The sequence below is a fragment of the Nonomuraea montanisoli genome (assembly GCF_013363975.1).
GTDB classification, from domain to species: Bacteria; Actinomycetota; Actinomycetes; order Streptosporangiales; family Streptosporangiaceae; genus Nonomuraea; species Nonomuraea montanisoli.
In genome coordinates, this window is sequence record NZ_JABWGN010000007.1 from 92,155 (window position 1) to 115,282 (window position 23,128).

Sequence of the window (23,128 nt, forward strand, 5' to 3'; positions counted from 1 at the left end):
TGGCCGGGGTCGGCATGCACTGGTCGATCCGCGGCGACCACTCCCGGATCCTCGTCCTCCGGGACGCGGTCATCCAGGTGATCGCCGGCTGGACGCCGCCGCCGGCCCTGGTCGAGGTGACCAGGGGCGCCATGCTGGTCACGCTCATGAACATGGTGGTCATCACCGACCGCCACCACGATCCGCTGCGCGAACTCCTCCGCGCGCTGCCGGTCAGCGACGCGACGGACCCCCGGGTGGCGGCCATGGCCGAGGTGGTGCTCGCCTGCGACGTGGCCGACGGCGCCGAGGTGCGCCGCCGGCTGGCGACGTTGAGCCGGAGCGACGACCCCGCGGTGGCCCTGGCGGCGACGCAGATGAACGTCCACGTCCTGGAGAACGCGGGAGACGTGACCGGGGCGATCGCGGCCGCCGAGCGGGCCCTGACGCTGATCCGCGACGACGAGGGGCCGTGGTACGCCGCGATCAATCACGCCGTGCTCGCCCACCTGGTCATGCAGCTCGGCGACCGCCGGCGGGCGGTCGGACACGCGCGGGCGGCCATCCCGGTGCTGAGCCGGCTCGGCGCCACCGACGACGAGACGCAGCTCCGCTCCCTGCTGCTGATCTCCGCGCTCACCGACGGCGACCTCGACACCGCGGAGGCGGAGTTCGCCGAGATCTCCCGCGTCAACGACAACGAGGCGGTGCTCGGCGGGGTGGCGATCGTCTCGCTGTGCGCGGCCGAGCTCGCCCTGGCCCGCGGCGAGAAGGCCGCCGCGCTCGCGCAGTGCCGCCTGGCCGTCCAGCGGGCGCGTGACCTGCGCGTGCCCGGGGTGCCCCGCCCGGAGTCCACGCCGTGGACGATCACCGCGGAGTCGGTCGCCCTGACGGCGTACGCGTACCACGCCTCGCCGGAGGACCTCCGGTACGGCGAGGAGCTGTTCCTCACCGTCCGGGGCCACGACGTGCTGTCCGTGGAGAACCCCGTTCTCGACTACCCGGTGTGCGGGTCGCTGCTCTTCGGGCTCGGCGCCTGGGGGTTGCTGCGGGGGGCCATGGCCCCCCACGACGCGATCAGGCTGCTGGTGCTGGCCGAGCGGTTCGCGTACAACGCCAACATGCCCGGCATGACCTTCGAGCGGATCGAACCGCACGCGGAGCGCGCCGCGCCCGGGGTGATCGGCGCGGTGCGGGCGGAGTACGGCGATCGACGCGGCCCCGACCTGCTCGCCGAGGCGCGGAGCTTCCTCAAGCAGGTCTCGGGCCACGACGGGCGGAGGTCACATGTGCCGCTTGTAGCTGCGCACCGACAGCGGCGCGAAGATCGCGATGACGATCAGGCACGCCAGGAGCGTCCAGGCCACCTCTCCGCTGACCAGGGCGCTGTTGGCGAGGTCGCGGGCGGCCGTGACCAGGTGTGAGACCGGGTTGATCCGGACGAACGCGGCCAGCCAGCCGGGCATGGTCTCGACCCGGACGAACGCGTTCGACAGGAACGTCAGCGGGAACAAGATCATCATGGAGATGCCCTGCACCGCCTGGGCGCTGCGGGCGATCGTGCCGACCCAGGTGAAGGCCCAGGCCAGCGACCAACCCGTGAAGATCGCCAGCAGGATCGCGCCGAGCACGCCGCCCACCCCGCCGCCCGGGCGGTAGCCCATCACCAGGCCCATGCCGAAGGTCAGCGTGGCCGCGATCGCGTAACGCAGCAGGTCGGCCACCATGGGCCCGGCGAGCGGCGCGATCCGGGCGATCGGCAGCGACTTGAACCGGTCGAAGACGCCCTTCTCCATGTCCTCGCGCAACTGCGTGCCCGTGGCCATGCACGTCGTCAGCACGGTCTGGGCGAGGATGCCGGGGATCATCAGGGGAAGGTAGCTCTCCACGTCGCCCGCGATCGCGCCGCCGAAGACGAAGGCGAACATCGCGGTGAACAGGATGGGTTGCAGCGCCACGTCGAAGAACTGCTCCGGGTTGCGGCGCATCTTCTTCAGCGCCCGCCACGCCATCGTCAGGGTCTGGCCGAGCGTCTCCCCCATGGAGACGCGCCGCCGGGCGGCCGCCACGCGTTCGGCGGTCCGGACCGCCTCGCGGGCGGGTGCGACCACGGTGCTCATCGGTTCTCCTCCCGACCGGTCTCGCCGGTCTCGTCCTCGCCCGTCCCGTGGCCGGTCAGGGCGAGGAACACCTCGTCCAGGCTGGGCTTGGCCACGCTCACCGAGGAGATCGACACCCCGGCGGTGCGCAGCGCGATCAGTACGTCCGCGGCCAGGTCGGCCTGGTCGAGGGCGACGTTGAGGCGCCCCTGCTCCGGGCTGAGGACCGGGTCGGAGCCGAGGACGCGCCGCACGACCTCCACGGCGGCGGGCACCTCGCCCGGCTCGGCGAGCAGCAACTGGAGGGTGGAGTTGCCGACCGCGGTCTTCAGCTCGTCGGGGGTGCCCTCGGCGACCTTGCGGCCGTGGTCGATGACGGCGACGCGGTCGGCGAGCTGGTCGGCCTCGTCCAGGTACTGCGTGGTCAGCAGCACCGTGCAGCCGTCGGCGACCAGGCCGCGGATGGTGTCCCACATCTGGCCGCGGGTGCGCGGGTCGAGGCCGGTGGTCGGCTCGTCGAGGAAGATCAGCGGCGGCCTGGTGATCAGGCTGGCCGCCAGGTCGAGGCGCCGGCGCATGCCGCCGGAGAACTGCGCGATCGGCTTGTCGGCGGCCTTCTCCAGGCCGAACTGGCCCAGCAGCTCGCCGGCGATGCGCCGGGCGCGCGGCGCGGCTATGCCCTGCAGGCGGCTGAAGAGCCAGAGGTTCTCGCGGGCCGTCAGGTTCTCGTCGACGGACGCGTACTGTCCGGTGACGCCGACAAGCTGGCGGATCACGTGCGGGTTGGCGGCCACGTCGACCCCGAAGATCTCGGCGCGGCCGGCGTCGATCGTCAACAGGGTGGCCAGCATCCGCAGCGTGGTGGTCTTGCCGGCGCCGTTCGGGCCGAGGACGCCGAAGATCTCGCCGGGGTGTACGTCCAGGTCGATCCCGTCGACGGCGCGGTGCTCGCCGAACGTCTTCACCAGCCCTTCCGTACGTACGGCCAGATCGGCGCCCGCGTAGGGGGCGGGGCCGCCCCCGGTGCGTCCGAGTTCTGTGATGCTCATGGCCCCACTCTCGGCGGCGCCGGTTTCACGGCGCCCTCGACCGGGTTTCACCGGTTGCGGGGCGCCGCGCGGAGGGTGGTGATCTTGGGGCCGCTGTCCGCCGGGGGAAAACCGGGTGACATTTCGCATCACTTCCCGGAATGCTGGGCAAGGGGCGATGAGTTTTGTCGGTGGTGCCGGTCAGACTGTGCATGACCGCGACTTCCTATGAGGCCCAGGGCTGCGACGCCAGCCATGACCATGTCATGTCCGACGACTCCGATCGAGGTACCGTGTCCAGCCCACAGCTCGACTCACCCGCCAACCCCGCGACCCCCTCCAAAGGTCGCACCCCGGCCGTGATCCGGCTGCTGGTGCTCGCCACGTTCGTGGTCATCCTCAACGAGACGATCATGATCAACGCGATCCCGCGGCTGATGGACGCCCTGCACATCACCGAGCAGACCGCGCAGTGGCTCTCGACCGCGTTCATGCTGACCATGGCCGCGGTCATCCCGATCACCGGATGGTTCCTGCAGCGGGTGTCCACCCGCGTCGCCTACACCACCGCGATGGGGCTGTTCCTGCTCGGCACGGCGCTGGCCGCGGTCTCGCCGACGTTCGAGGTGCTGCTGGGCGCCCGCATCGTCCAGGCGTCCGGCACGGCGGTGATGATGCCGCTGCTGATGACCACGCTGATGCAGGTGGTGCCGGAGTCCGAGCGGGGCCGCGTGATGGGCAACGTCACGCTGGCCATCTCGGTCGCGCCCGCGATGGGCCCGGCGGTCTCCGGCGTGATCCTGCAGTTCGGGTCCTGGCGGCTGCTGTTCGCCGTGGTGCTCCCCATCGCCGGCCTGATCGCCTGGCGCGGCCTGAAGCAGCTCGAGAACGTCGGAGAGCCCGAGTTCAGCACCATCGACTGGCTGAGCGTGATGACCGCCGCGGCCGGCTTCGGCGGCCTGGTCTACGGGCTCAGCCAGTTCGAGGGCGGTGACGTCCGCGTCGCCGCCACGATCGTGGTGGCCGGGCTGGTCGCCATCGGCGTCTTCGTCGTCCGCCAGCTCTCGCTGCAGAAGCGCGGCGTGCCGCTGATGGACCTGCGCACCCTGCGCCACCGCACCTACACGGTCGCGCTGATCCTGATGTCGGTGGCCTTCATGGCGATGCTCGGCTCGATGATCCTGCTGCCGCTGTACCTGCAGAACCTCCGCGGGCTCAGCCCCCTGGAGACCGGGCTCCTCGTGATGCCGGGCGGTCTCGCGATGGGGCTGCTCGGTCCGACCGTCGGCCGCCTGTTCGACCAGTTCGGCGGCCGGGTCCTGGTCATCCCCGGCGCGATCGGGATCACGCTGGCGCTCGCCGGCTTCACCCAGGTCACGATGACCATGCCGTACTGGCAGCTCCTCGGCCTGCACGCGCTGCTCATGGTGAGCCTGGCGGCCACCTTCACCCCGGTCTTCACGCTCGGGCTCGGCGCGGTCCCGCCGCACCTCTACTCCCACGGCAGCTCGATCCTGAGCACGTTGCAGCAGGTCGCCGCGGCCTTCGGCACCGCGCTCGTGATCACCGTGATGAGCGCGCGCGCCGACGCGCTGAAGGCCGCGGACGTGCCCGACGCTCTCGCCCTGCTCGACGGCATGCGGCTGGCCTTCATCATCGGCGCGGTGCTGTCCCTGGCCGTGGTCGTGGCCGCCCTGCTCCTGCCGGCGCGGGCCGACAACGCCGGCGAGTTCGCGGGACCCGCCCACTGAGGGCCGGGGTCACGGGGTGATCCGGGGGAAGACTCAGCGATCACCCCAGAGAGCGCGGACCTCCTCGTAGACCTTCTGCCCGTGGGAGATCTCCACCACGTTGCCGTCCGGGTCCTTCAGGGCGCACACGTATCCCACCGGATCGGGCAGGTCCATGGGCTCCCAGTGCAGGCAGCCCATCCGTCGCGCCTCGTCGGCCATGCGGTCCACGTCCGCGCGTTCCGGAACCTCCATGCCCAGGTGGGCGAACGGTCCCAGTTGCGGCTGCGGCTTGCCCCGGTCCTGCGCGAACTCCACCAGGACGAGCACGAACGGGCTGTCCGCCTGGCCGTCGTTGGACAGCCAGGCGTTGCGGCCGTGCTCGTCCGTGTGCCTGGCGACCACCACGAGCGGGGTCATCGTCGTGTAGAACGCGACCGCCCGGTCCAGGTCGCAGCTCGGCAGGGCGACATGGGTCCAGCGGGCCTCGGTGAGCTTCGAGTCGGGTGTCATGGACGACCCCCCTGGTGAGGCGGCGACTCTCACTCACAGTGTGCCCGCCCGGCCGAGGTCAGGCCGGGGCGCCGCCGATGGCGCAGGCGCGGCACGGGGGCTGGCCGCAGGTGCACTGCATGATGGCGTCCAGGACGTCGTGGTCGTGGTACAGGCACTGGTCCTGGCAGGTGTGGCGGGGGATGAAGCCGGCCTGGATCTCGTCCGGCCAGGGCTCCTCGCCCTCGCGGCAGCGGGTGAACATCTCGGGGTCCTCCGAGTGGAGGCCGTGCATGCGCTCCCGCGCCTGGGTCTCCAGCACGCGGGTCTCCGCCGCCATGCTCTTGAGCTGGGAGGCCAGGCTGGAGTAACGGGCGTCGCCGGTTCGTACGTGGGCGGCGCGCAGCGCCATCACCGCGTTGCCCAGGAAGCGGCTGGCGTCCTGGAGGTCGGTGGTGTGGTGCAACTGCATGCCGGTGACGCCTCGGACCCACACCGCGTCGTTCTTCATGGAGTGATTGACCTTTCGAAAATGGCAGGCGCGCCAGAAGGAAGCCGGGGGTCTGCGCCTGTCTGGGGAGGTGTATCACCATCTAGGTCTTTTTGTGATGATACCTGCGGTTTTGCCGGTTTTTATGGACAGCTTGTCAGTGTGCACTCGGGCAAAGCCGGCGGGGTGGCGGGACAAAGAGGGCGAAGACCCGGTGTGACGGGCGTCCGTGCCCAACCGGGCGCTTCGGGCGGGCAGCCCGTTCTTGGCGGGAAATTTGCGAACTGTTGAAGAAGTGGGGCCCCGCCGGCCTGGGCGGGGCCCCACGGTGGGCGGCTGTCAGCTCGTCACGGCGCACTGTCCGCGGTCCTCCCGCACCGGTCCCTCCGACGTCGGACGGACGTCGAAGTCGAAGATCGCGGTGGGCAGGTAGAGCGAGCAGCATGCGTTCGGGATGTCGACGATCCCGCTGACACGCCCCTCGATCGGGGCCGAGCCGAGCAGCAGGTACGCCTGCTCGCCCGTGTAGCCCCATCTCTTGAGGTACTCGACCGCGTTGAGGCAGGCCCTGCGGTAGGCCACCGTCGCGTCGAGGTAGTAGTTCGTGTCCGTGTCGTGGTCGACCGAGATCCCGATGAACGACAGGAACTCGGAGTACCGGGGCTCCACGTTCCCGGGCATGAAGATCGGGTTGGTGGTCACGCCGTACTTCTCCATGCCGCCCTTGATGAGGTCGACGTGGAAGTCGATGAAACCGCCCATCTCGATCGCGCCGCAGAAGGTGATCTCGCCGTCGCCCTGGCTGAAGTGCAGGTCACCTCCGGAGAGCTTCGCGTCGTTCACGTGGACCGGGTAGAAGACCCGGGCCCCGCGCGTGAAGTTCTTGATGTCGTGGTTGCCGCCGTTCTCCCGTGCCGGGACGGTGCGGGCGCCTTCACTGGCTATCCGCTCCATCGCCTCGCCGGTCGCCGTGCCGCAGAGCGCGTTGTCGGTCAGCGGCGGGAGGCCGAGCGGCGGGACCCGGTCCGGGTCGGTGTCGATGAGCGCCTGCTCCCGGCGGTTCCACGTCGCGAGCAGTTCGGCCGACGGCGCCGTGCCGAACAGTCCGGGGTGGGTGATGCCGGTGAACCGCACACCTGGCAGGTGGCGGGACATGGCCACCATCCCGTGGAAGTCCCATATCGCCTTGTACGCGTCCGGGAAGTAGTCGGTGAGGAACCCGCCGCCGTTCGCCTTGGCGAAGATGCCGGTGTACCCCCACCCCTGTCCTGGCGCGTCCCCCATCTGCTGCGGCACCGGGCCGAGGTCCATGATGTCGACGACCAGGAGGTCGCCAGGCTCGGCTCCCTCGACGCCGATCGGTCCGCTGAGCATGTGCGCTCTGGTCAGGTCGACGTCGCGTACGTCGTTCGCCGAATCGTTGTTGCCGATCTGGGCGTCGGTCCATTCCCGGCATTCGACCCGGAATTCATCACCCGGGCGAACCATTTCCACCACGGGAATGTCAGGGTGCCATCTGTTGTGCCCGGGTATTTCTTGGTCGCGCATCGGCTTCGACTGATCGACGGTATATATGATTTTCGGCATGATGTCCTTCTTCGCTGGTGGTCCTCTCGGAGTTCTCGGATACTGGCGCGTCGTGACACCTCCCTCGAATGCGCTCGTCACGTCCAGCGGGGGCGGTGCCGCGGGTCGCTGACGCCCAGCTCCTCGTCGCTCGGCGCCGGCGCCGCCGGAGACGGCTCGCGCCCCCGGGTCAGCGGCCACAGCGCGCCGAAGACCAGGACGCCGAAGACGGCGAGGATGACGGCGATCGTCTGCGGGTTGCGCCAGTAGCCGGTGAGGATCAGGAACGCGGGGATCGCCGCCGTGACCCAGCCCTCGATCGCCGTGACCCAGCCCGTGTACTTGGTGATCTGCTCCTTCTTCATCCCCAGGAGCACGAAGAAGAGGAACCACAGGTACGACCAGTAGAGCCAGATGACGCCGAACGCCGGATCACCCAGGATCCGGAAGTTGGCGAACGAGTACCCGAGCGCCATGATCGCCACGAACAGCGAGAAGTAGCCGACTCCCGTGGAGTCGAAGTTGCCGAGCAGGTTGACCCCGACGTAGAGATAGGTGAATCCGAAGAGATAGATCCCGGACGCCCCGAGAATCTCCAGCGGCCTGGTCTGGTGCGTGACGATCACCAGCGTGGGCACGATCACCTGCAGGGCCCCGACGAACAGGTTGAAGATCCCCGCCGCCCGCGGGTCCACCTTGTTCAGCAGCATCATGCCGTTCAGGAAAAGCACCGCGCCGACGTAGAGAAGTCCGACGGCTCCCATCAGCGACGCACCTCCTCATTCATGCTCGGGACGGACGTATGGAAGGCCCCGCGCCGCCCTCACGGGCGGGGCAGTCGCTGCAGGGCCGGGTGAGGAGGCTGCCGGCGTCGCGGGGCGGGCACGCTCGTGACCACCTCGGGGGCCTCGCGGCTCTGCTCCTCCCGGGAGCGCGCGCGGGCCGTCGTCGGGGACACCTGGCTGAGGTACGGCGAGGAGAAGACGCGCGACGCCGGGCTCCGGCACTCGGGACAGTCGAACACGGCCGAAGCGGTGCCGATCGGCAGGCGCACCTCGAATCGTCCGCAATCGCGACAGCGATACTCGTAAGTCGCCATAGGCACCCGCCAGAGATTGAGCCCGTGTTTGTCCCGCCTTTGGCGCCGGCTGCTGCCGCGCCAACGGTCGATGGCGATTCAGGCCATATACTTCAGCCAACCCCCGCCCCAACTCGGTGTCAAGGTCGGCGGCAATGCGCGGACCGCGCGGAATGGCGCGCCCTGGCGGAAAGTCGGGAATCGGTGGCCTATTCGTTCCGCAGGGGCCCGGAACGTCGATATCTTTTTAAGACGGGCCGCCGTTGATTTCCCGAGGGCCGCGATAATTTGCCGCCGCTTGGGGAAGTCCTCACCCCTGCGATCCCGCCGGTGTGACCAGCCTCACAGAACCCCCTATACACCTGACCAAGCGCTTGCTACGCTCCGCGCATGGTGTCCACCCTGGTCTGGGGTACCGGAAACGTGGGCCGCGCCGCCATCCGAGCGGTCGACGCCCACCCCGCGCTCGATCTCACCGCCGTCCTCGTCCACGACCCCGCGAAAGCGGGCCGGGACGCGGGCGACCTGGCCGGCCTCGGCCGTCCTCTGGGCGTCCGCGCCACCGACGACGTCGACGCCGCCCTTGGCACGCGTCCCCGGGCGGTGGTGTACGCGGCGTCCGGCGACATCCGCCCCGACGAGGCGCTCGGCGACATCACCAGAGCCATCCGGGCGGGGGCCGTGGTCGTCACGCCGTCCCTCTACGCCCTGTACGACCCGCGCGACGCCCCGCCCGAGATGCGGGCGCGGGTCCTGGAGGCCGTCGCGGAGGGCGGCGGGTCGCTGTTCGTCTCAGGCGTCGACCCGGGCTGGGGCAACGACGTGCTGCCCCTGCTGGTCAGCGGGCTGGCCGGCACCGTGGACGCCGTCCGCTGCCAGGAGATCTTCGACTACTCCGTCTACGACCAGGAGGACTCGGTCCGCTACCTGGTCGGGATGGGGCAGCCGATGGACTACGAGCCGCCCATGATCGCCCCGACCGTGCCGACCATGGTCTGGGGCGGGCAGATCCGGCTGATCGCCCGTGGCCTCGGGGTCCGGGTCGAGGAGATCCGCGAGAGCGTGGAGCGGCGCCCCCTCGACACCACCGTCTCCACCGCCACGATGGGCGAGTTCAAGGCGGGCACGCAGGGCGCGCTGCGCTTCGAGGTGCAGGGGATCGTGGGCGGCGAGCCGCGGATCGTGATCGAGCACGTGACCCGGATCCACCCGTCGTGCGCGCCGGACTGGCCGGCGTCGCCCGACCAGGGCGGGGCGCACCGGGTGATCATCGAGGGGCGGCCGCGCATCGAGGTCACGGTCGAGGCCACCGACGAGGGCGGCAACCGGGCCGCCGGCGGTAACGCCACCGCCGCCGGGCGGCTGGTCAACGCCATCGAATGGCTGGCCGAGGCCGGGCCCGGGCTGTACGACGCGCTCGACGTCCCCCTCCGTCCCGCCACGGGCAAGCTCGGAAGGAGCCATTCGTGAGGGTCGACATCCCCGACGGCAAGGATCCGATCACGTACGTGTGGGGCGAGCTGGTCCCCGGCATCGGCCCCGCGGCCTCCCACTTCTCCCTCGCCGTGTACGCCCACACCACCCTCGGCCTGCGCGAGTTCGAGGCCGCCCGGCTGCGGGTCGCGCAGATCAACGGCTGCGCGTTCTGCCTCGACTGGCGTACCGAACGGGACGGGCAGAAGGTCGAGCCGGAGTTCGCCGACGCGGTGGCGGACTGGCGCGCCACCGACGCCTTCGACGAGCGGACCCGGCTGGCGGCCGAGTACGCCGAGCGGTACGTGCTCGACCACCACGGCATCGACGACGAGTTCTGGGCGCGGATGACCGCGCACTACAGCCAGGTCGAGATCGTCGAGCTGAGCATGAGCATCGGGTCGTGGCTGGCGTTCGGCCGGCTGAACCGGGTGCTGGGGCTGGACACCGTGTGCGTGCTTCCCAGCGGCGGCTCCTCGCCGGCCAAGCCTCCCAGGCCGTAGGCCACGGGCCGTAGGCAACAGTAGGCAATTCGACGACTCAGGGCGCGAGCAATCCGAAAAACCCCTCAAGAGTGAGGAACGCGGCATGAGTGACAACCCCTCTGGTATCTCGCGTCGTGGATTCATCGCCGGGACCGGCGCGCTGCTCGGGGCCGCGGCCCTGTACGGCCGCGAGCCGGCGCGGGCCACCCCGCAGGCCCTGGCCGGCCCCATCGCGAACGGAGCCAGCGTCGCGGCGCTGGTGATCGGCACCGGGTACGGCGGGTCGGTCGCCGCCCTGCGCCTGGCCCAGGCGGGCGTGGACGTGCACATGATCGAGATGGGCATGGCCTGGGACACCCCGGCCTCCGACGGCAAGATCTTCTGCAGCGTCCTGGAGCCCGACCGGCGCTCGTACTGGCTGCGGACCAGGACGAAGGCGCCGCTCAACTACTTCCTCGGCTTCCCCATCGACCGCGACATCCCCCGCTACACCGGGGTGCTGGACGCCGAGGAGTTCGGCGGCATCACGGTCTACCAGGGGCGCGGGGTCGGCGGCGGCTCGCTGGTCAACGGCGGCATGGCGGTCACCCCGAAGCGCGAGAACTTCGCCGCGATCCTGCCCACGGTGAACGCCGACGAGATGTACAACGTCTACTACCCGCGGGCCAACGCCGGGCTCGGGGTGTCCACGGTGGACCCGGCCTGGTTCGACTCGACCGAGTGGTACCAGTTCTCGCGGGTCGGCCGTAAGCAGGCCCAGCGGTCCGGGTTCCCGTGGGTCTTCGTCCCGGACGTGTACGACTGGGACTACATGGAGCAGGAGGCGGCCGGCACCGTCACGAAGTCGGCCCTCGCGGGCGAGATCCTCTACGGCAACAACCACGGCAAGAAGTCGCTGCAGAAGACGTACCTCGCCCAGGCCAGGGCCACCGGCCGGGTCGCGATCTCGCCGCTGCACAAGGTCACCTCGGTCTCCCCGGCGTCCGGGGGCCGCTACACGGTCGTCATCGACCAGCTCGACACCAACGGCGACGTCACGGCCACCAAGACCGTGACCGCCGACCGGGTCTTCTTCGCGGCGGGCAGCGTCGGCACCAGCAAGCTGCTGGTCAAGCTGAAGGGCACCGGCGCGCTGCCCAACCTCAACGGCGAGGTCGGCAGGGGCTGGGGCGACAACGGCAACGTCATGTGCGGCCGGGCCAACCACATCTGGGACCCGACCGGGGCGCACCAGTCGACCATCCCGTGCAGCGGCATCGACAACTGGGCGGCCGGAGGGGCGTTCGCCGAGGTCGCGCCGCTGCCGACCGGGATCGAGACGTTCGCCTCGTTCTACCTGTCGATCACCAAGAACCCGAACCGCGCCCAGTTCACCTGGAACGCCGGGACGGGCGCGGTGGAGCTGAACTGGCAGACCGCCTGGAAGCAGCCGTCCATCGACATGGCCAGGACCATCTTCGACAAGATCAACTCCAAGGAGGGGACGATCTACCGGACCGACCTCTTCGGGGTCTACAAGATCTGGGGCGACCACCTCACCTACCACCCGCTCGGGGGCGCCGTCCTGGGCAGGGCCACGGACAACTACGGCCGGCTCGCCGGCCATCCGGGCCTGTACGTCATCGACGGCGCGCTGATCCCCGGCAACACCAGCGTGAACCCGTTCGTCACGATCACCGCCCTCGCCGAGCGGAACATCGACAAGATCATCGCGACGGATCTCTGAGTGGACCGCTGAACGGACCTCCGCGGGGTCAGGTGAAGTCGAGCGGGCCGTCGTTGAAGAGCCTGAACGGCCCGCCGAGGATCGCCTGGCCCAGCCCGCCCCGGTGCTCGCCCCACAGCTTCTGGTAGCCGGCCCCGTACGACCCGTCGAGGTACGTCGCGCGCGCCGCCTCCTCGTGCCCGAGCCGGCTGCCCATCCGGTACGCCGCCCGGTTGGCCGCGGCCTCCTCCGCCTCACGCGCCTCGCCGTACTCGGCGAAGTCCGTGCCGAGGGGGCCGGGGGACCAGCGGCTCTTCGCCATCTCCACCTGACGGACGAACTCCGCCGCCAGCGCCTCGGAGCTCGCGGTGTCGGCGCCGCCGAGGCGGATGACGTTGAGGTCGCGGTTGTAGTCGGACCAGCGGATGTTCTGCCCGCTCTGGTAGAGGGTGGTGATGCCGTGCTCCCTGGCGTAGGCCAGCGCCTCCCGTCCCGCGGGCGTCCGGCCGAGGACCTCACCCATGGGTGCCCCCCCGACGACGGGCGCAGCAGCCGGTCCAGGCGGACGGTCAGCTCGTCGGCGACGACGAGGACGTCGTTCATGTTGGCCAGAGCGTCGGCCCGGATCTCCTGGAGCATGGCGGTCAGCTCCGGCGTCTCCTGGCGGAGCGCGTCGGGGATCGAGGCCTCGGCGCGCCGCAGCGCTGCCGGTCTCCCGCACTGCGGTGAACTCGTCAAGGAAGTCCGAATGATCCGGGGATCGGTCCCTCATCGGCGGGCGCCCTCACTCTCCTCGTTCGTCCGTCGGGAGCAGCTAGTGAGAGACGTGGCGAGGACGCCGCACAAGATCAACAGAGTTCATCGACGCTTTACCGCCCGTTCCCGGGCGGCGGCGCAGGCGGCTTCCCGGACGGGTCGGGAGCCGGTCAGGCGGGCACGGACCAGGAGGCCCGCTCGTTCAGCACCGAGGGCAGGAAGCCCGCCGTCTTCTTGTAGCCCGTCGCGATCTCCTCCAGCTCGGCCAGCGGCATGACGTCCTCGATGTCGTCGAACCCCTCCGGCGCCTTCTGGTGCGCCATCCGCAGGACCACCTCCGGGCCGTCCTTGCGGTTGGAGGCGACGATCTGCGCGGTCGTCGGACGGCGCTGCTCCTCGTACCACTCCACGCCGCGGCCGGTCGCCAGCGCGTACGCGAGCACGCGGGCGTCGATGATCGACTGGGTGCCGCCGTTGGAGCCGGTCGGGTACATGGGGTGGGCGGCGTCGCCCAGCAGCGTGACGCGCTCCTTCGACCAGTACGGAAGCGGGTCGCGGTCGACCATCGGGTACTCGTAGACCGCCTCGGCGCCGTTGATCAGCTCCGGGATGTCGAGCTGCTCGAAGCGCCAGTCGGCGACGTGGTGGAGGAACTTCCCGATCTCCACCCGCCGGTTCCAGTCGCCCCTCGGCACGGTCTCGGCGGCCCGGCGCTGGATGGCCCAGTTGATCAGCACGCGGCCGTCGGGCTCGGGCGGGGCGATGGGGTAGACGACCACCCTCTGGACGTCGTCGCCGGCCATGAGCATGGACCTGCCGGTCATGAACGGCTTGCTGTACGTGGTGCCGCGCCACAGCACCTCGCCGCTCCACAGCGGCTCCCCCTCCTCGGGGAACATCGCGGCCCGCACGCTCGACCGGATCCCGTCGGCCCCCACGAGCAGGTCGGCGTCGTGGTCGAGACCGGTGACGGGGGACCCGGTGATCACGGAGTCCGGCCCCAGGCGCTCCCGTACGGCGTCCAGCAGCATGAACTGGAGCCGGCCGCGGTGGATCGAGTACTGCGGCCAGTTGTAGCCGGCGGCCTCGCCGCGCGGCTCGGACCAGATGACCTGTCCGTAGCGGTTGACGAACGTGAGGTCGCCGGTGGCCACGCCGATCCGGGCCAGCCGGTCGCCGAGGCCGAGCTCGACGAGCTCGCGCACGGCGTGCGGCAGGATGTTGATGCCGACGCCGAGCGGCCGGATCTCCTGGACGGACTCGTGGACGACGACGTCCGTGATGCCCGCGGCGTGCAGGCTCAACGCCGTCGTGAGCCCTCCGATGCCGGCGCCGGCGATGATCACGCGCATGGAACGACCTCCTGATAGGCAGCATGATCTTGCCCGTCGCCGCCCGGATGTTCAAGGGGCTGTTCCGACCGTTCCGATCAAGAACGATGGAGTGTGCCGTCATACTGGCGCTTCTCGGTGTCTATGGGAGGGAGATCCATGGATCCGGCGATGCGTGCCGCGGCCGTCCGGCCGGTGCGGGGGCTGGCGTTGGGTGCCGTGGTGACGCTGGCGGTCTACGCCCTGGTGAGGGTCGTGGGGTCCGGGCTGAGCCTGTGGCGGGTCACGATCATCGAGCGGATCCTGGTCGACTCGGGATCCGTGCGGTCCCTTGAGGTCGAGGTCACCGACACGCTGCTGCTCGGCGCCGCGTACGTGAAGGTCGCGGTGTTCTCGCTGGCGGCGGTGGCGTTCCTGGCGTGGCTGCACCGGGTGCGGGGGAACGCCGAGGTGCTGGCGCCGGGGCCGCACCGGCGGGCCCGGCCGTGGGTGATCCTGGGCTGGTTCGTGCCGGTGGTCAACCTGTGGTTCCCCAAGCAGGTCGTGGAGGACGTCTGGAACGCCTCCAAGCCGGGCGAGCCGGTGCCGTCGCTCCCGTTGGCGCGCCGCTCGGTCCTGGTCTGGATCTGGTGGAACGCGTTCGTGATCAGCTTCTGGGTGCTCGACGTGGTCGCCGCGCTGCTGTGGCAGGCGGACCTGGAGTCCCTGCGCGAGCTGGCGCGGGTGGACGTGATCGGATCCCTGTGCTGGGCCGGTACGGGGGCGCTGGCGGCGTACGTCGTCATGAAGATCACGCGGGACCAGGAGGCGCGGCGGGATGCTTTGCCGCAATTTACCGTAAACCTGCCCATCAACTGATTGAGAGGGACAAAAGCCCCACCTATTCTCTGCTGGTGATTTCAGGTGACACACATCAGCGAGAGATGATTCTCCAGGTCGCGACGAAGCTCTTCGCCGGACTCGGGTACGACGGCACCTCCACCAGGCAGATCGCCGAGGCCGTCGGGCTGAACGTGGCCACCGTCAGCTACCACGTGGGGAGCAAGCGCGAGCTGTACCTCGCGGTCATGGACCGGGCCAACGAGGCCCACCGCGTGGTCCTGGAGGCTGCGGTCAAGGAGCTCGTGGTGGCCCCGCCGGCGGACAAGGCCGCGGCACTGCACCACTTGATCGACCGCTACATCGACTTCTGCGTCGAGAACCCCGAGCACCCCGCCCTGTGGACGCACCGCTGGCTGTCCGACGCCAGCGACGTCACCGGGCTCGAACCCGCCTACGTCCAGCCGCTGGCCCAGCTCGTCATCGACACCATCACCTCGATGTTCGACGTGGACCCCGACGCCGACGTGCCCTACATGGTCAACACCCTGGTCTGGTGCATCCACAGCTTCGTGCTGAGCGGGGTGCTCGACAAGAGCGGCGCGCGGCACGGGCCCGACGACCCGCGCGCCCAGCGCCGCTTCCGCGCCCACATGCACCACATGCTGCACCGCACCCTGGGCCTGCCTGGCTCGCCTCCCCGGCCCGCCGAATGATCACTTCTCCGGCGGCGTGAACAAAAGTCGGGTCTGACGGCAATACATGGGTGAGGTCGTTCCCGCCCCCGCCCCACCTGGGGGCGGTAACGGTCTCGCGGTGAGACGCCAAGAACCGACAGACCATCACGTCGGCGGGGGCTCGTGCGTGGGGGGACCCGGCTGACCCACAGCCCAGGGGGACCTCATGACGGCGCCGGCCGTTGAATTTGCGCTGCCCGGAATCGCGCGCTCGCCCGGAGAACGGGCCCGAGGCAGGCATGTTCCGTTCGCCGTCGCGTTGGTACTCGGGCTCGCCCTGCGGGGGCTGGCGATGCTCGGGTACCGGCCGGCGCTGTTCTTCTGGGCCGACTCCTTCGCCTACCTGGAGTCGGCCGCCCGCCCGGTGCCCGGAGCGTTCCGGCCGCTGGGGTACTCGTTGTTCCTCGGCGCCCTCGCCCCCGGCCCCGGCCTCGTGCTGGTCACGGCCGTGCAGCACCTGCTGGGGGCGGGGCTGGCCGTGGCGGCGTACGCGCTGCTGGTGCGGCGGGGGCTGCCCGGATGGGGCGCGACCGTGCTGGTGGCGCCGCTGCTGTTCGACGAGTTCCTGATCCTGCTCGAACACATGGTCATGGCCGACGCGCTGTTCACCGCGCTGGTCGCGGCCGGGGTGCTGGTGCTGCTGCGACGGCGGGTCACCCCGGCGACCGCCGCGCTCGCCGGACTCGTGCTGAGCCTGGCCGCGCTCACCCGCACGGTCGGCGTGGTGGTGCTCGCGCTCGCGGGCGCCCGGCTGCTGCTGCGCCGTACCGGATGGCGGGTGTGGGGGGCCTTCGCGGTCGCCGGCCTCGCGCCGCTGCTGGCGTACGCGACGTGGATGTCGGCCACGAGCGGCGTCTTCGGCCTGACCAGGGCCGACGGCCTGTTCCTGTGGGCGCGGACCGCGACGTTCGCCGACTGCTCGGTGATCCGGCCGGAGCCCCGGCTCGCGCCGCTCTGCCCGGACACCCCCGTGGCCGGCCGCCCCGCGCCGCCGTTCTGGCTGTGGGCGCCGTGGTCGCCGATCAAGAAGGTGCACGGCGACCGGAACGCCCTGGCCGGCCGGTTCGCCCGCGCCGCCATCCTGGCCCAGCCCGGCGACTACCTGGCCGCCGCCGGCTCCGACCTGCGGTGGCTGCTGCGCTGGGAGCGGACCACCAGCCGCGAGGCCGCCATGAAGCGGACGAACCCGTACTGGTTCCCCTTCGAGGAGCGGCCCCTGAAGCCGTCGGTCCGCCCGGTCGCCGAGGCGTACGAGGGCGGCCCGGCCGCCACCCGCATCCACGAGCCGTACGCGGGCCTGCTGCGCGCCTACCAGCGCTTCGGGTACCTGCCGTTCCCGCTGCTGACGCTCGCGCTGGCCGGGACGCTGGCGCTCGCCGTCGTCCGGCGGCGCGGCGACGCCCTGCTGCCCGGCCTGGCCGCCGCCGCGCTGATCGTGGCGCCGTCCTTCCTCGCCGGGTTCGACGTCCGGTACGTGGTTCCCGCCATCCCCCTCGCCTGCCTGGCCGCCGGGCTGGCACTCGGCCCGCGTTCGCGCCGGTTGAGCTGCGGAAACGTCCCGGCATAGGAGGCGGCCCCGGCGGGAAGGTCCACCCGCGGGGCCGAACCTTGCTCAGGAGGATCGTCATGGTGTCTTCTCGCAGTGTCTTCCGGCGCAAACCCGTGGACCAGATCGCGCACGAGCACGAGGGGGAGCTGTCACGGACGTTGGGCCTGTGGCAGCTCACCGCCATCGGCATCGGCGGCATCATCGGCGCGGGCATCTTCGCCCTGGCCGGCGCCGTGGCCCACGAGACCGCCGGACCGGCCGTGGTCATCTCGTTCCTCATCGCGGGCATCGCGAGCGCGGCGGCGGCCTTCTCCTACGCCGAGTTCGCCGGGCTCATCCCGAAGGCCGGCTCGGCCTACACCTACGGCTACGCGGTGCTCGGCGAGATCGTCGGCTGGTTCATCGGCTGGGACCTGCTGCTGGAGTACACCGCGATCGTCGCCGTCGTGGCCATCGGCATCTCCGGCTACTTCGGCTTCCTGGTGGAGGAGCTCGGGTTCCGCCTGCCCGCCTGGATGCTCGGCGCGCCGGGCACGGGCGCGGGACACCGGGTGGACCTGTTCGCGGTCATCCTGTGCCTGCTGATCGCGGCCCTGCTCAACCTCGGCATCCGCACCGCCGCCCGCTTCGAGACGTTCGTGGTCGCGATCAAGGTGGCCGTGGTGCTGCTGGTCGTCGTGGTCGGCTTCTTCTACATCAACACGGCCAACTACACGCCGTTCTTCCCGTTCGGGGTCAGCGGCGCGATCACCGGCGCGGCGACCGTGTTCTTCGCCGTCTTCGGCTACGACGCGATGAGCACCGCCGCCGAGGAGTCCAAGGACGCGCAGCGGCACATGCCGAAGGCGATCATCTACTCGCTGGTCATCTCCATGATCCTGTACGTGCTGGCGTGCCTCGTGCTCACCGGCATGCAGAACTACAAGGCCATCGACCCGGAGAGCGGCTTCTCCTCGGCGTTCGCCTCGGTCGGGCTGGGCGGCCTGGCCGCCGTGATCGCGGTCGGCGCCATCATCGGCATCCTGACCGTCATGTTCACGTTCATGCTGGGCGTGACGCGGGTGTGGTTCTCGATGAGCCGCGACGGGCTGCTGCCGCTGTGGTTCGCCAAGCTCCACCCGGTGCGCCGGGTGCCGACGCGGGTCACCTGGATCGTGGGCGTCGCCTCCGCCCTGATCGCCGGGTTCCTTCCGATCCGGGAGGCGGCCGAGCTGACCAACATCGGGATCCTGCTGGCGTTCGTGGTGGTCTGCGTCGCGGTGATCGTGCTGCGGTACCGCCAGCCGGACCTGCCGCGGACGTTCCGCACGCCGGGCATGCCGTTCGTGCCGGCCATCGGGGTCGTCTTCTCGATCTGGCTGATCACGTTCCTCGACCCGCTCACGTGGCTGCGCTTCGCCGTCTGGTTCGTGATCGGGCTGGTCATCTACTTCGGCTACAGCCGCAGGCACTCCGCGCTGGAGACGGAGACCGCCGGCGAGGTGTAGGCCAGGGGGCCACGAGTTGCCCGAACCGCCCGCGTGAGCACCGCGTCGCCGGTTAGTGTCACTCCGTACATGGGACGCATTGTGTCGCTCCGGGCACGGAGGGTGATGATGAGCAGGCTTGCGCGGGCTGTGGAGCTGAAGGCCGAGCTGGTCCACTTCGCCACGTCGGGACGGTTCGCCGCCGAGCTGGGCGTCGTGCTCGACCGGTTCTACTCCGACGACATGCCCGTCGACGAGGCGGCGGCGTTCCTGCCCGTCGACTTCTTCGCCCACCAGCACGCGCTGCCCGGCGGCGACACGGTCGTGGACCGCTTCCTCGCCGAGACGCCGGGGCTCGACCGCGCCGATGTGGAGCTCCTCGCGAGCTGGAAGATCGTGGTCGAGGGGGTGTTCGAGGTGCGGGCCGTGGACGACGCGGCCGTGCTGCTGTTCAACCTCGTCGACGAGCTGGTCTACCGGGCCTTCTCCAACCTGGGCGAGGGGGCGTTCGAGCCGCTGGAGCCCGGCATGCTCATCGTGGGGCGGCTGATCCCGCTCGGCGCCGACTGGCTGATCAGCGCGCCGCCGGCCGTCCACACCGCCGGGGCGCGCGACACCCTCGTGGAGGTCGCCGCGCGGCTCGCGCTCGCCCACCCGGCGTGGGTCTTCCGCAACCCCGTGCTGCTCGCCCAGGCCAGGGAGACGCAGCGGGCGCAGCGCCGCTGCTTCACCGAGTACTTCGGGGCCGACCTCATCGTGCTGCCCGGGGCTGACGTCGCCGAGATGGTCCGCGGCTATCTGGCCCACCAGGTGGCGCGGCTCGGCGGCCCGCCGCCCAGGGACATCGACCCGCCCGCCGCGCTGACGGCGGCGCGCACGGTCGGTCTGATCTTCGACGAGGCGGCGGGACTGGGCTACTACGCGGAGTTCGGGAAGCTGGAGGAACTGTTCAACGATCCTTCGCTCGTCGTCCGGGCCGCGTACCGCGACCTGCTGACGGCCTACCTGCGGGGCGACACCGTGTCACCGGTGCCGATCCAGCGCCTGGCCGAGCGCGACCCGGCCAGGGCGAGTGAGGTGTTCGCCGGGCTGCTCGGCCGCAAGGGGTTCGACTGGGAGCGCAGCGGCGAGCTGCTGCTGCGGGCGCACAAGCCGGGCCACTTCGCCGGCCCGCCGCTGCCGACCGTCACGCCGGTGACGGCGGCGATCGCCGAGCATCTGGGTCTGCCCGCGCAGTCCTGAGGTTGTGCGCGGTGACGCGCGCGTGGAAGGAGCGGCGGCGCAGCGCCTCGGCCGTGGCCTCCAGCACGACGGTCAGCGGTGCCGGCAGCTCCTTCTCCAGCTCGGCCACCGCCCGGGTGGTGGCCGCCCACTCGGCCTCGATGGCGGGCAGCGCCGCCCGGGCGCGCTCGGTGAGGTGGACGACGCGTTGCCGCCCGTCGGCTCCGCGTTCCAGCGTGACGAAGCCGGCGCGGCTCATCTGGTGGACCGTTTGGCTGGCCGCCGAGTGGGTGACGCCGACGGCGGCGGCCAGGTCGCGGATCGCCATGGGGCCTTCGGTGGCCAGGGCCCGGACGGCTGGGGAGAAGCGCGGCCGGTAGTCGGGCATGCCGAGATCGGCGTAGATCTGGGCGATCGCGCCGTCCATGACCTCGTGCACGTGGCGGAGGAGTGTCCCGAGCGATGCCATGGCACCAAGGTAACAGCCCGTTTTAAATCCCTTTCGTGCGATGTCATTGTCGGCTCGCGTCCCCGCTCACGTCAGAAAGGTGCGAGCCGGGGAATCCGCCGGCAGAATGAGAAACGCTGAAATGTCACGATTCGCCACTCACGATTCACCACTCACGATTCACCACTGAAGAAAGGCGCCGAGTGGCCACCGCCCTTCACGAACTCGACACCGCGCCGCACGTGCGCGCGCCCCGTGACGACGGCCGCGGGGATGATCGGTCCCTGGGACGCGCGGATCGGGTTCAAGGACGGCGTCGCCGTGGGCGGCTGAGCCAACCTGGCCCTGTGGCCGTCGTCAAGGTGGTGGCGGCGGGCCAGGCGCTCGGCAAGGTCATCCCGGTCGTGGCCCGACCTCTGCGGGGGCGGGGGCAGGGTGATCAGCCGGCGATCGCCGCGATGAGCTCGTCCCGGCTCTGGGCCCCGGTCTTCCGGTACACCGACTTCACGTGGTCGTTGACGGTGTGGGTGGACAGGTCCAGGGCTCGGGCGATCTGCTTCGTCGCCGCCCCGGCCTGCAGGTGCTCGATGACGCGGCGTTCGGCGGCGGTGATGCCGTACCAGTCGCAGAAGGACGGCAGCAGCAGGGCGCTGCCGGCCGCCTGGATGAGAACGGCCACGTCACTGTGGCCGTTCTCATCCAGTGGCTGGCCGTGGATCAGCACCCAGCGCCCGAAGTTCGCCGCCGGGGCGCAGATCGACGGCGTCCAGGCGCGCGGATCGCGCCGGTGCGCCCTGACGTGCAGGGACAGGCCGACCCAGAACGCGCCGGCGATCCAGTCCGGCACCCCGCTGCCGGCGGCCGGCCACATCTGGCGCATCCAGGCCCGCGCCTGGGGCGAGACCGCCCCGACCCTGTGGTCGGGGCCGATCGTGATGAGCCCGGTCGGCAGCGCCGGGACGGTGGGCGTCAGCGGGCCGGACGTCACGTAGCCGCGTAACCCCGCCAGCAGCGCGGGGACGAACCGCTGGACCTCGCGGACGTCGCCCGCGCCGAAGGGCCTGCCGCCCTCGGCCCGGAGCAGGCCGAGCATGCCCCACACGCCGTGCCGGTCGCGGACCAGCAGCCGCAGCTCGCTGCTCGCCCCGTGGGCGGCCAGCACCCGCCGCAGCAGCGTGTTCTGCCGGCCGTCGCCGGCGCCCGCTCCCACCACGCACACCGGGACGCTCTGCCGGGCGAGATCCGGCAGCGGGCACGGCTCGCCGTGCAGGTACCGGTTGAGGACCAGGGCGCTGATCAGCGCGGGCGGGTACTCGTGCCAGAAGCTGAACGCTCCCAGGCCGATGCCCATGGCCGGGTTCAGGCCGACCAGCCGGAGCGCGTCGTGCGCCACCCGGCGCCGGACGATCCGGGAGACGGCGGCGCCCACCTCGGCCGGGCTGCCGGCCGGGCTGAGCGCCGCGCACAGCTCGCGGGCGATGCGCCCCTCGTTGTCGGTCACCCGGCATCAACTCCGGTGGTGCGAGTTTTCGACTGTCGGGCAGCGGCAACGCCGACTCGTTCGCCATTCTAGGTCCCGCCGAAAAAGATGACCAGCCGCTGGAATTCAGGCGCATATTCCTCGTGGGAGTATGGAAAGAATTCCGGTGATTCGCGGGAAATGTGCACGACGAACGGCGCCGCGGACGCGCGCCGACCGACGAATGAGGCGACCTGTGGCCCGCCCGCGCGCGCCTCAGCGCTCGTGCTCAGCGCTCAGCGCTCAGCGCTCAGCGCTCAGCGCTCGTGCCGGTGTCGGGGCCCTCGCCGTCGCGGTCGCTGCCTTCGTCGCTGCCGCTGTCGTCGTGGTCGTCGCCGCCCGTGAGCCCGTCCAGCAGGCGCGTCACGGCGTCGCCCAGCGGGCGGAAGGCCTCGGCGAGGGCGTTGGTGAGCGGAGCGAAGATCTCGGTCACCTCGCCCACCAGGTCCGTCCGCCTTTTCTCGGGAGGGACCCAGCGCATCGCGTCGGCGCTCAGCGCCTCCCATTCGTCGACGACGCCGTCGATGGCGTCGAGCACGTGATCAGGATCGCTCGACATGACCGTTCTCCAAGGCGCGGGAGTCGGACAAGGCCACGGTACCTCTCGGGCCCCGATCGTTTCCTCCCGCGCCTCCCGGTGCGGGCGTCAGGCGGGGACGGAGACGCCCACGCCGCCGCGGGTCTGCCCGCCGTACCGCTGCTTGGCGGCGGCGATGTCGAGCGGCCGGACCGAGCTGCGCGCGGCGAGCACCTCGTCGTCGATCAGCGCGGCCGGGACCAGCCACGACACCTCGAACTCCAGCCCGTCGGGATCTTGGGCGTACAGTGCCTTGGTGGTGGAGTGATCCGACGCGCCGACCAGCGCGCCCATCTCGCTCAGCCTGGCGGCGACGCGCTCCAGCTCGTCCAGCGTGTCGACCTCCCAGGCCAGGTGGTAGAGCCCGACCGAGGTGCGCCCGGCGGGCGACGGCCCCGCGCCCGCCCCGATCTCGAACAGGCCGAGATCGTGGTCGTTGTTCGAACCCGCAGCCTGGAGGAAGGCGGCTCCCCGCATGCCCATGACGACCTCGAAGCCGAGGGCTTCCCGGTAGAAGGCCACGCTCCGCTCCACGTCACGGACATACAGGACCGCGTGGTTGAGTCGCTGGACCGGCATT

The 23,128-nt window shown here is 70.8% G+C and carries 22 protein-coding genes; 9 read left to right on the plus strand and 13 right to left on the minus strand.

The features are described 5' to 3' along the window. Nucleotides 1–1,262: 1,262 nt before the first annotated feature. Both HTZ77_RS46310 and HTZ77_RS18755 read right to left on the minus strand, forming a co-directional pair. Nucleotides 1,263–2,099 carry an ABC transporter permease gene (locus HTZ77_RS46310; RefSeq protein ID WP_175590915.1) on the minus strand — a complete coding sequence of 279 codons (837 nt, stop codon included), beginning with the start codon at nt 2,097–2,099 and terminating at the stop codon, nt 1,263–1,265. After that, nucleotides 2,096–3,127 (minus strand): ATP-binding cassette domain-containing protein, encoded by a 1,032-nt coding sequence (locus tag HTZ77_RS18755; RefSeq protein ID WP_175590916.1) that lies wholly within the window; start codon nt 3,125–3,127, stop codon nt 2,096–2,098. Before HTZ77_RS18755 ends, HTZ77_RS46310 begins: the two co-directional genes overlap by 4 nt. 272 nt (nt 3,128–3,399) lie before the next feature. Between HTZ77_RS18755 and HTZ77_RS18760 the strand changes: the two genes are divergently transcribed. After that, nucleotides 3,400–4,857, plus strand: a complete 1,458-nt coding sequence (locus tag HTZ77_RS18760) for an MDR family MFS transporter (RefSeq protein ID WP_328808650.1) — start codon at nt 3,400–3,402, stop codon at nt 4,855–4,857. A gap of 33 nt (nt 4,858–4,890) precedes the next feature. Here the strand turns inward: HTZ77_RS18760 and HTZ77_RS18765 are convergent, their stop codons facing one another. From HTZ77_RS18765 to HTZ77_RS18785, 5 genes are all read right to left on the minus strand, one after another. Continuing rightward, nucleotides 4,891–5,349: a VOC family protein gene (locus HTZ77_RS18765; protein WP_175590918.1), complete on the minus strand. Its 459-nt coding sequence runs from the start codon at nt 5,347–5,349 to the stop codon at nt 4,891–4,893. A 58-nt stretch (nt 5,350–5,407) separates the two neighbouring features. Further along, the gene (locus tag HTZ77_RS18770) at nt 5,408–5,839 is read right to left on the minus strand and encodes a hypothetical protein (protein WP_175590919.1); all 432 of its coding nucleotides are present in this window, start codon (nt 5,837–5,839) and stop codon (nt 5,408–5,410) included. A gap of 318 nt (nt 5,840–6,157) precedes the next feature. Beyond that, nucleotides 6,158–7,405 (minus strand): formamidase, encoded by a 1,248-nt coding sequence (fmdA, locus tag HTZ77_RS18775; protein ID WP_175590920.1) that lies wholly within the window; start codon nt 7,403–7,405, stop codon nt 6,158–6,160. 77 nt (nt 7,406–7,482) lie between these two features. Then, a complete protein-coding gene (locus tag HTZ77_RS18780) occupies nt 7,483–8,148 on the minus strand; it encodes an AmiS/UreI family transporter (RefSeq protein WP_175590921.1) in 666 nt (221 codons plus the stop codon). Nucleotides 8,149–8,207: 59 nt separating this feature from the next. Further along, complete coding sequence (locus HTZ77_RS18785; RefSeq protein WP_175590922.1) at nt 8,208–8,483, minus strand: FmdB family zinc ribbon protein; 276 nt, start codon at nt 8,481–8,483, stop codon at nt 8,208–8,210. 369 nt (nt 8,484–8,852) lie between these two features. Between HTZ77_RS18785 and HTZ77_RS18790 the strand changes: the two genes are divergently transcribed. From HTZ77_RS18790 to HTZ77_RS18800, 3 genes are all read left to right on the plus strand, one after another. Beyond that, nucleotides 8,853–9,932, plus strand: a complete 1,080-nt coding sequence (locus HTZ77_RS18790) for an NAD(P)H-dependent amine dehydrogenase family protein (RefSeq protein ID WP_175590923.1) — start codon at nt 8,853–8,855, stop codon at nt 9,930–9,932. Continuing rightward, nucleotides 9,929–10,438: a carboxymuconolactone decarboxylase family protein gene (locus HTZ77_RS18795; protein WP_175590924.1), complete on the plus strand. Its 510-nt coding sequence runs from the start codon at nt 9,929–9,931 to the stop codon at nt 10,436–10,438. The genes HTZ77_RS18790 and HTZ77_RS18795 overlap by 4 nt, the downstream gene beginning before the upstream one ends. An 85-nt stretch (nt 10,439–10,523) precedes the next feature. Then, on the plus strand, nt 10,524–12,146 hold the full coding sequence (locus tag HTZ77_RS18800) for a GMC oxidoreductase (RefSeq protein WP_175590925.1): 1,623 nt from the start codon (nt 10,524–10,526) through the stop codon (nt 12,144–12,146). Between the two features lie 28 nt (nt 12,147–12,174). On the opposite strand, the gene HTZ77_RS18805 is transcribed toward HTZ77_RS18800, so the two are convergent. Both HTZ77_RS18805 and HTZ77_RS18810 read right to left on the minus strand, forming a co-directional pair. Beyond that, nucleotides 12,175–12,648, minus strand: a complete 474-nt coding sequence (locus HTZ77_RS18805; protein WP_175590926.1) for a hypothetical protein — start codon at nt 12,646–12,648, stop codon at nt 12,175–12,177. 403 nt (nt 12,649–13,051) lie between these two features. Then, nucleotides 13,052–14,233, minus strand: coding sequence for a flavin-dependent oxidoreductase (locus HTZ77_RS18810; protein ID WP_175590927.1), 1,182 nt, complete (start codon nt 14,231–14,233; stop codon nt 13,052–13,054). Nucleotides 14,234–14,371: 138 nt separating this feature from the next. On the opposite strand from HTZ77_RS18810, the gene HTZ77_RS18815 reads away from it, so the two are divergent. The 5 genes from HTZ77_RS18815 to HTZ77_RS18835 all read left to right on the plus strand — a co-directional run bounded on the left by HTZ77_RS18815 (nt 14,372) and on the right by HTZ77_RS18835 (nt 20,025). Then, complete coding sequence (locus HTZ77_RS18815) at nt 14,372–15,070, plus strand: DUF4328 domain-containing protein (RefSeq protein WP_175590928.1); 699 nt, start codon at nt 14,372–14,374, stop codon at nt 15,068–15,070. Between the two features lie 65 nt (nt 15,071–15,135). Next, a complete protein-coding gene (locus HTZ77_RS18820; protein WP_175590929.1) occupies nt 15,136–15,747 on the plus strand; it encodes a TetR/AcrR family transcriptional regulator in 612 nt (203 codons plus the stop codon). A gap of 280 nt (nt 15,748–16,027) precedes the next feature. Further along, a complete protein-coding gene (locus HTZ77_RS18825; protein ID WP_175590930.1) occupies nt 16,028–17,335 on the plus strand; it encodes a hypothetical protein in 1,308 nt (435 codons plus the stop codon). Nucleotides 17,336–17,394: 59 nt separating this feature from the next. Next, the gene (locus HTZ77_RS18830) at nt 17,395–18,804 is read left to right on the plus strand and encodes an amino acid permease (RefSeq protein WP_175590931.1); all 1,410 of its coding nucleotides are present in this window, start codon (nt 17,395–17,397) and stop codon (nt 18,802–18,804) included. A gap of 108 nt (nt 18,805–18,912) precedes the next feature. Continuing rightward, the gene (locus HTZ77_RS18835; RefSeq protein WP_205302851.1) at nt 18,913–20,025 is read left to right on the plus strand and encodes a hypothetical protein; all 1,113 of its coding nucleotides are present in this window, start codon (nt 18,913–18,915) and stop codon (nt 20,023–20,025) included. Here HTZ77_RS18835 and HTZ77_RS18840 read toward each other — a convergent pair. The 4 genes from HTZ77_RS18840 to HTZ77_RS18855 all read right to left on the minus strand — a co-directional run bounded on the left by HTZ77_RS18840 (nt 19,970) and on the right by HTZ77_RS18855 (nt 23,127). Beyond that, nucleotides 19,970–20,473, minus strand: a complete 504-nt coding sequence (locus tag HTZ77_RS18840; RefSeq protein ID WP_175590933.1) for a MarR family winged helix-turn-helix transcriptional regulator — start codon at nt 20,471–20,473, stop codon at nt 19,970–19,972. The two genes, HTZ77_RS18835 and HTZ77_RS18840, sit on opposite strands and share 56 nt — an antisense overlap. Before the next feature lie 418 nt (nt 20,474–20,891). Beyond that, nucleotides 20,892–21,953, minus strand: coding sequence for a helix-turn-helix transcriptional regulator (locus HTZ77_RS48255; protein ID WP_205302852.1), 1,062 nt, complete (start codon nt 21,951–21,953; stop codon nt 20,892–20,894). A gap of 268 nt (nt 21,954–22,221) precedes the next feature. Continuing rightward, a complete protein-coding gene (locus tag HTZ77_RS18850; RefSeq protein WP_175590934.1) occupies nt 22,222–22,530 on the minus strand; it encodes a hypothetical protein in 309 nt (102 codons plus the stop codon). An 87-nt stretch (nt 22,531–22,617) separates the two neighbouring features. Then, nucleotides 22,618–23,127: a VOC family protein gene (locus tag HTZ77_RS18855; protein WP_175590935.1), complete on the minus strand. Its 510-nt coding sequence runs from the start codon at nt 23,125–23,127 to the stop codon at nt 22,618–22,620. Nucleotide 23,128 lies beyond the last annotated feature (1 nt).

Bases quoted from the DNA above. Each gene is read 5' to 3' on its own strand.
- HTZ77_RS18830 (WP_175590931.1), top strand. From the start codon at position 17,395: ATGGTGTCTTCTCGCAGTGTCTTCCGGCGCAAACCCGTGGACCAGATC.
- HTZ77_RS18755 (WP_175590916.1), bottom strand. From the start codon at position 3,127: ATGAGCATCACAGAACTCGGACGCACCGGGGGCGGCCCCGCCCCCTAC.
- HTZ77_RS18765 (WP_175590918.1), bottom strand. From the start codon at position 5,349: ATGACACCCGACTCGAAGCTCACCGAGGCCCGCTGGACCCATGTCGCC.
- HTZ77_RS18800 (WP_175590925.1), top strand. From the start codon at position 10,524: ATGAGTGACAACCCCTCTGGTATCTCGCGTCGTGGATTCATCGCCGGG.
- HTZ77_RS18805 (WP_175590926.1), bottom strand. From the start codon at position 12,648: ATGGGTGAGGTCCTCGGCCGGACGCCCGCGGGACGGGAGGCGCTGGCC.
- HTZ77_RS18840 (WP_175590933.1), bottom strand. From the start codon at position 20,473: ATGGCATCGCTCGGGACACTCCTCCGCCACGTGCACGAGGTCATGGAC.
- HTZ77_RS18835 (WP_205302851.1), top strand. From the start codon at position 18,913: ATGAGCAGGCTTGCGCGGGCTGTGGAGCTGAAGGCCGAGCTGGTCCAC.
- HTZ77_RS18810 (WP_175590927.1), bottom strand. From the start codon at position 14,233: ATGCGCGTGATCATCGCCGGCGCCGGCATCGGAGGGCTCACGACGGCG.
- HTZ77_RS18850 (WP_175590934.1), bottom strand. From the start codon at position 22,530: ATGTCGAGCGATCCTGATCACGTGCTCGACGCCATCGACGGCGTCGTC.
- HTZ77_RS18780 (WP_175590921.1), bottom strand. From the start codon at position 8,148: ATGGGAGCCGTCGGACTTCTCTACGTCGGCGCGGTGCTTTTCCTGAAC.
- HTZ77_RS18790 (WP_175590923.1), top strand. From the start codon at position 8,853: ATGGTGTCCACCCTGGTCTGGGGTACCGGAAACGTGGGCCGCGCCGCC.
- HTZ77_RS18855 (WP_175590935.1), bottom strand. From the start codon at position 23,127: ATGCCGGTCCAGCGACTCAACCACGCGGTCCTGTATGTCCGTGACGTG.
- HTZ77_RS18770 (WP_175590919.1), bottom strand. From the start codon at position 5,839: ATGAAGAACGACGCGGTGTGGGTCCGAGGCGTCACCGGCATGCAGTTG.
- HTZ77_RS18815 (WP_175590928.1), top strand. From the start codon at position 14,372: ATGGATCCGGCGATGCGTGCCGCGGCCGTCCGGCCGGTGCGGGGGCTG.
- HTZ77_RS18785 (WP_175590922.1), bottom strand. From the start codon at position 8,483: ATGGCGACTTACGAGTATCGCTGTCGCGATTGCGGACGATTCGAGGTG.
- HTZ77_RS18820 (WP_175590929.1), top strand. From the start codon at position 15,136: ATGATTCTCCAGGTCGCGACGAAGCTCTTCGCCGGACTCGGGTACGAC.
- HTZ77_RS46310 (WP_175590915.1), bottom strand. From the start codon at position 2,099: ATGAGCACCGTGGTCGCACCCGCCCGCGAGGCGGTCCGGACCGCCGAA.
- fmdA (WP_175590920.1), bottom strand. From the start codon at position 7,405: ATGCCGAAAATCATATATACCGTCGATCAGTCGAAGCCGATGCGCGAC.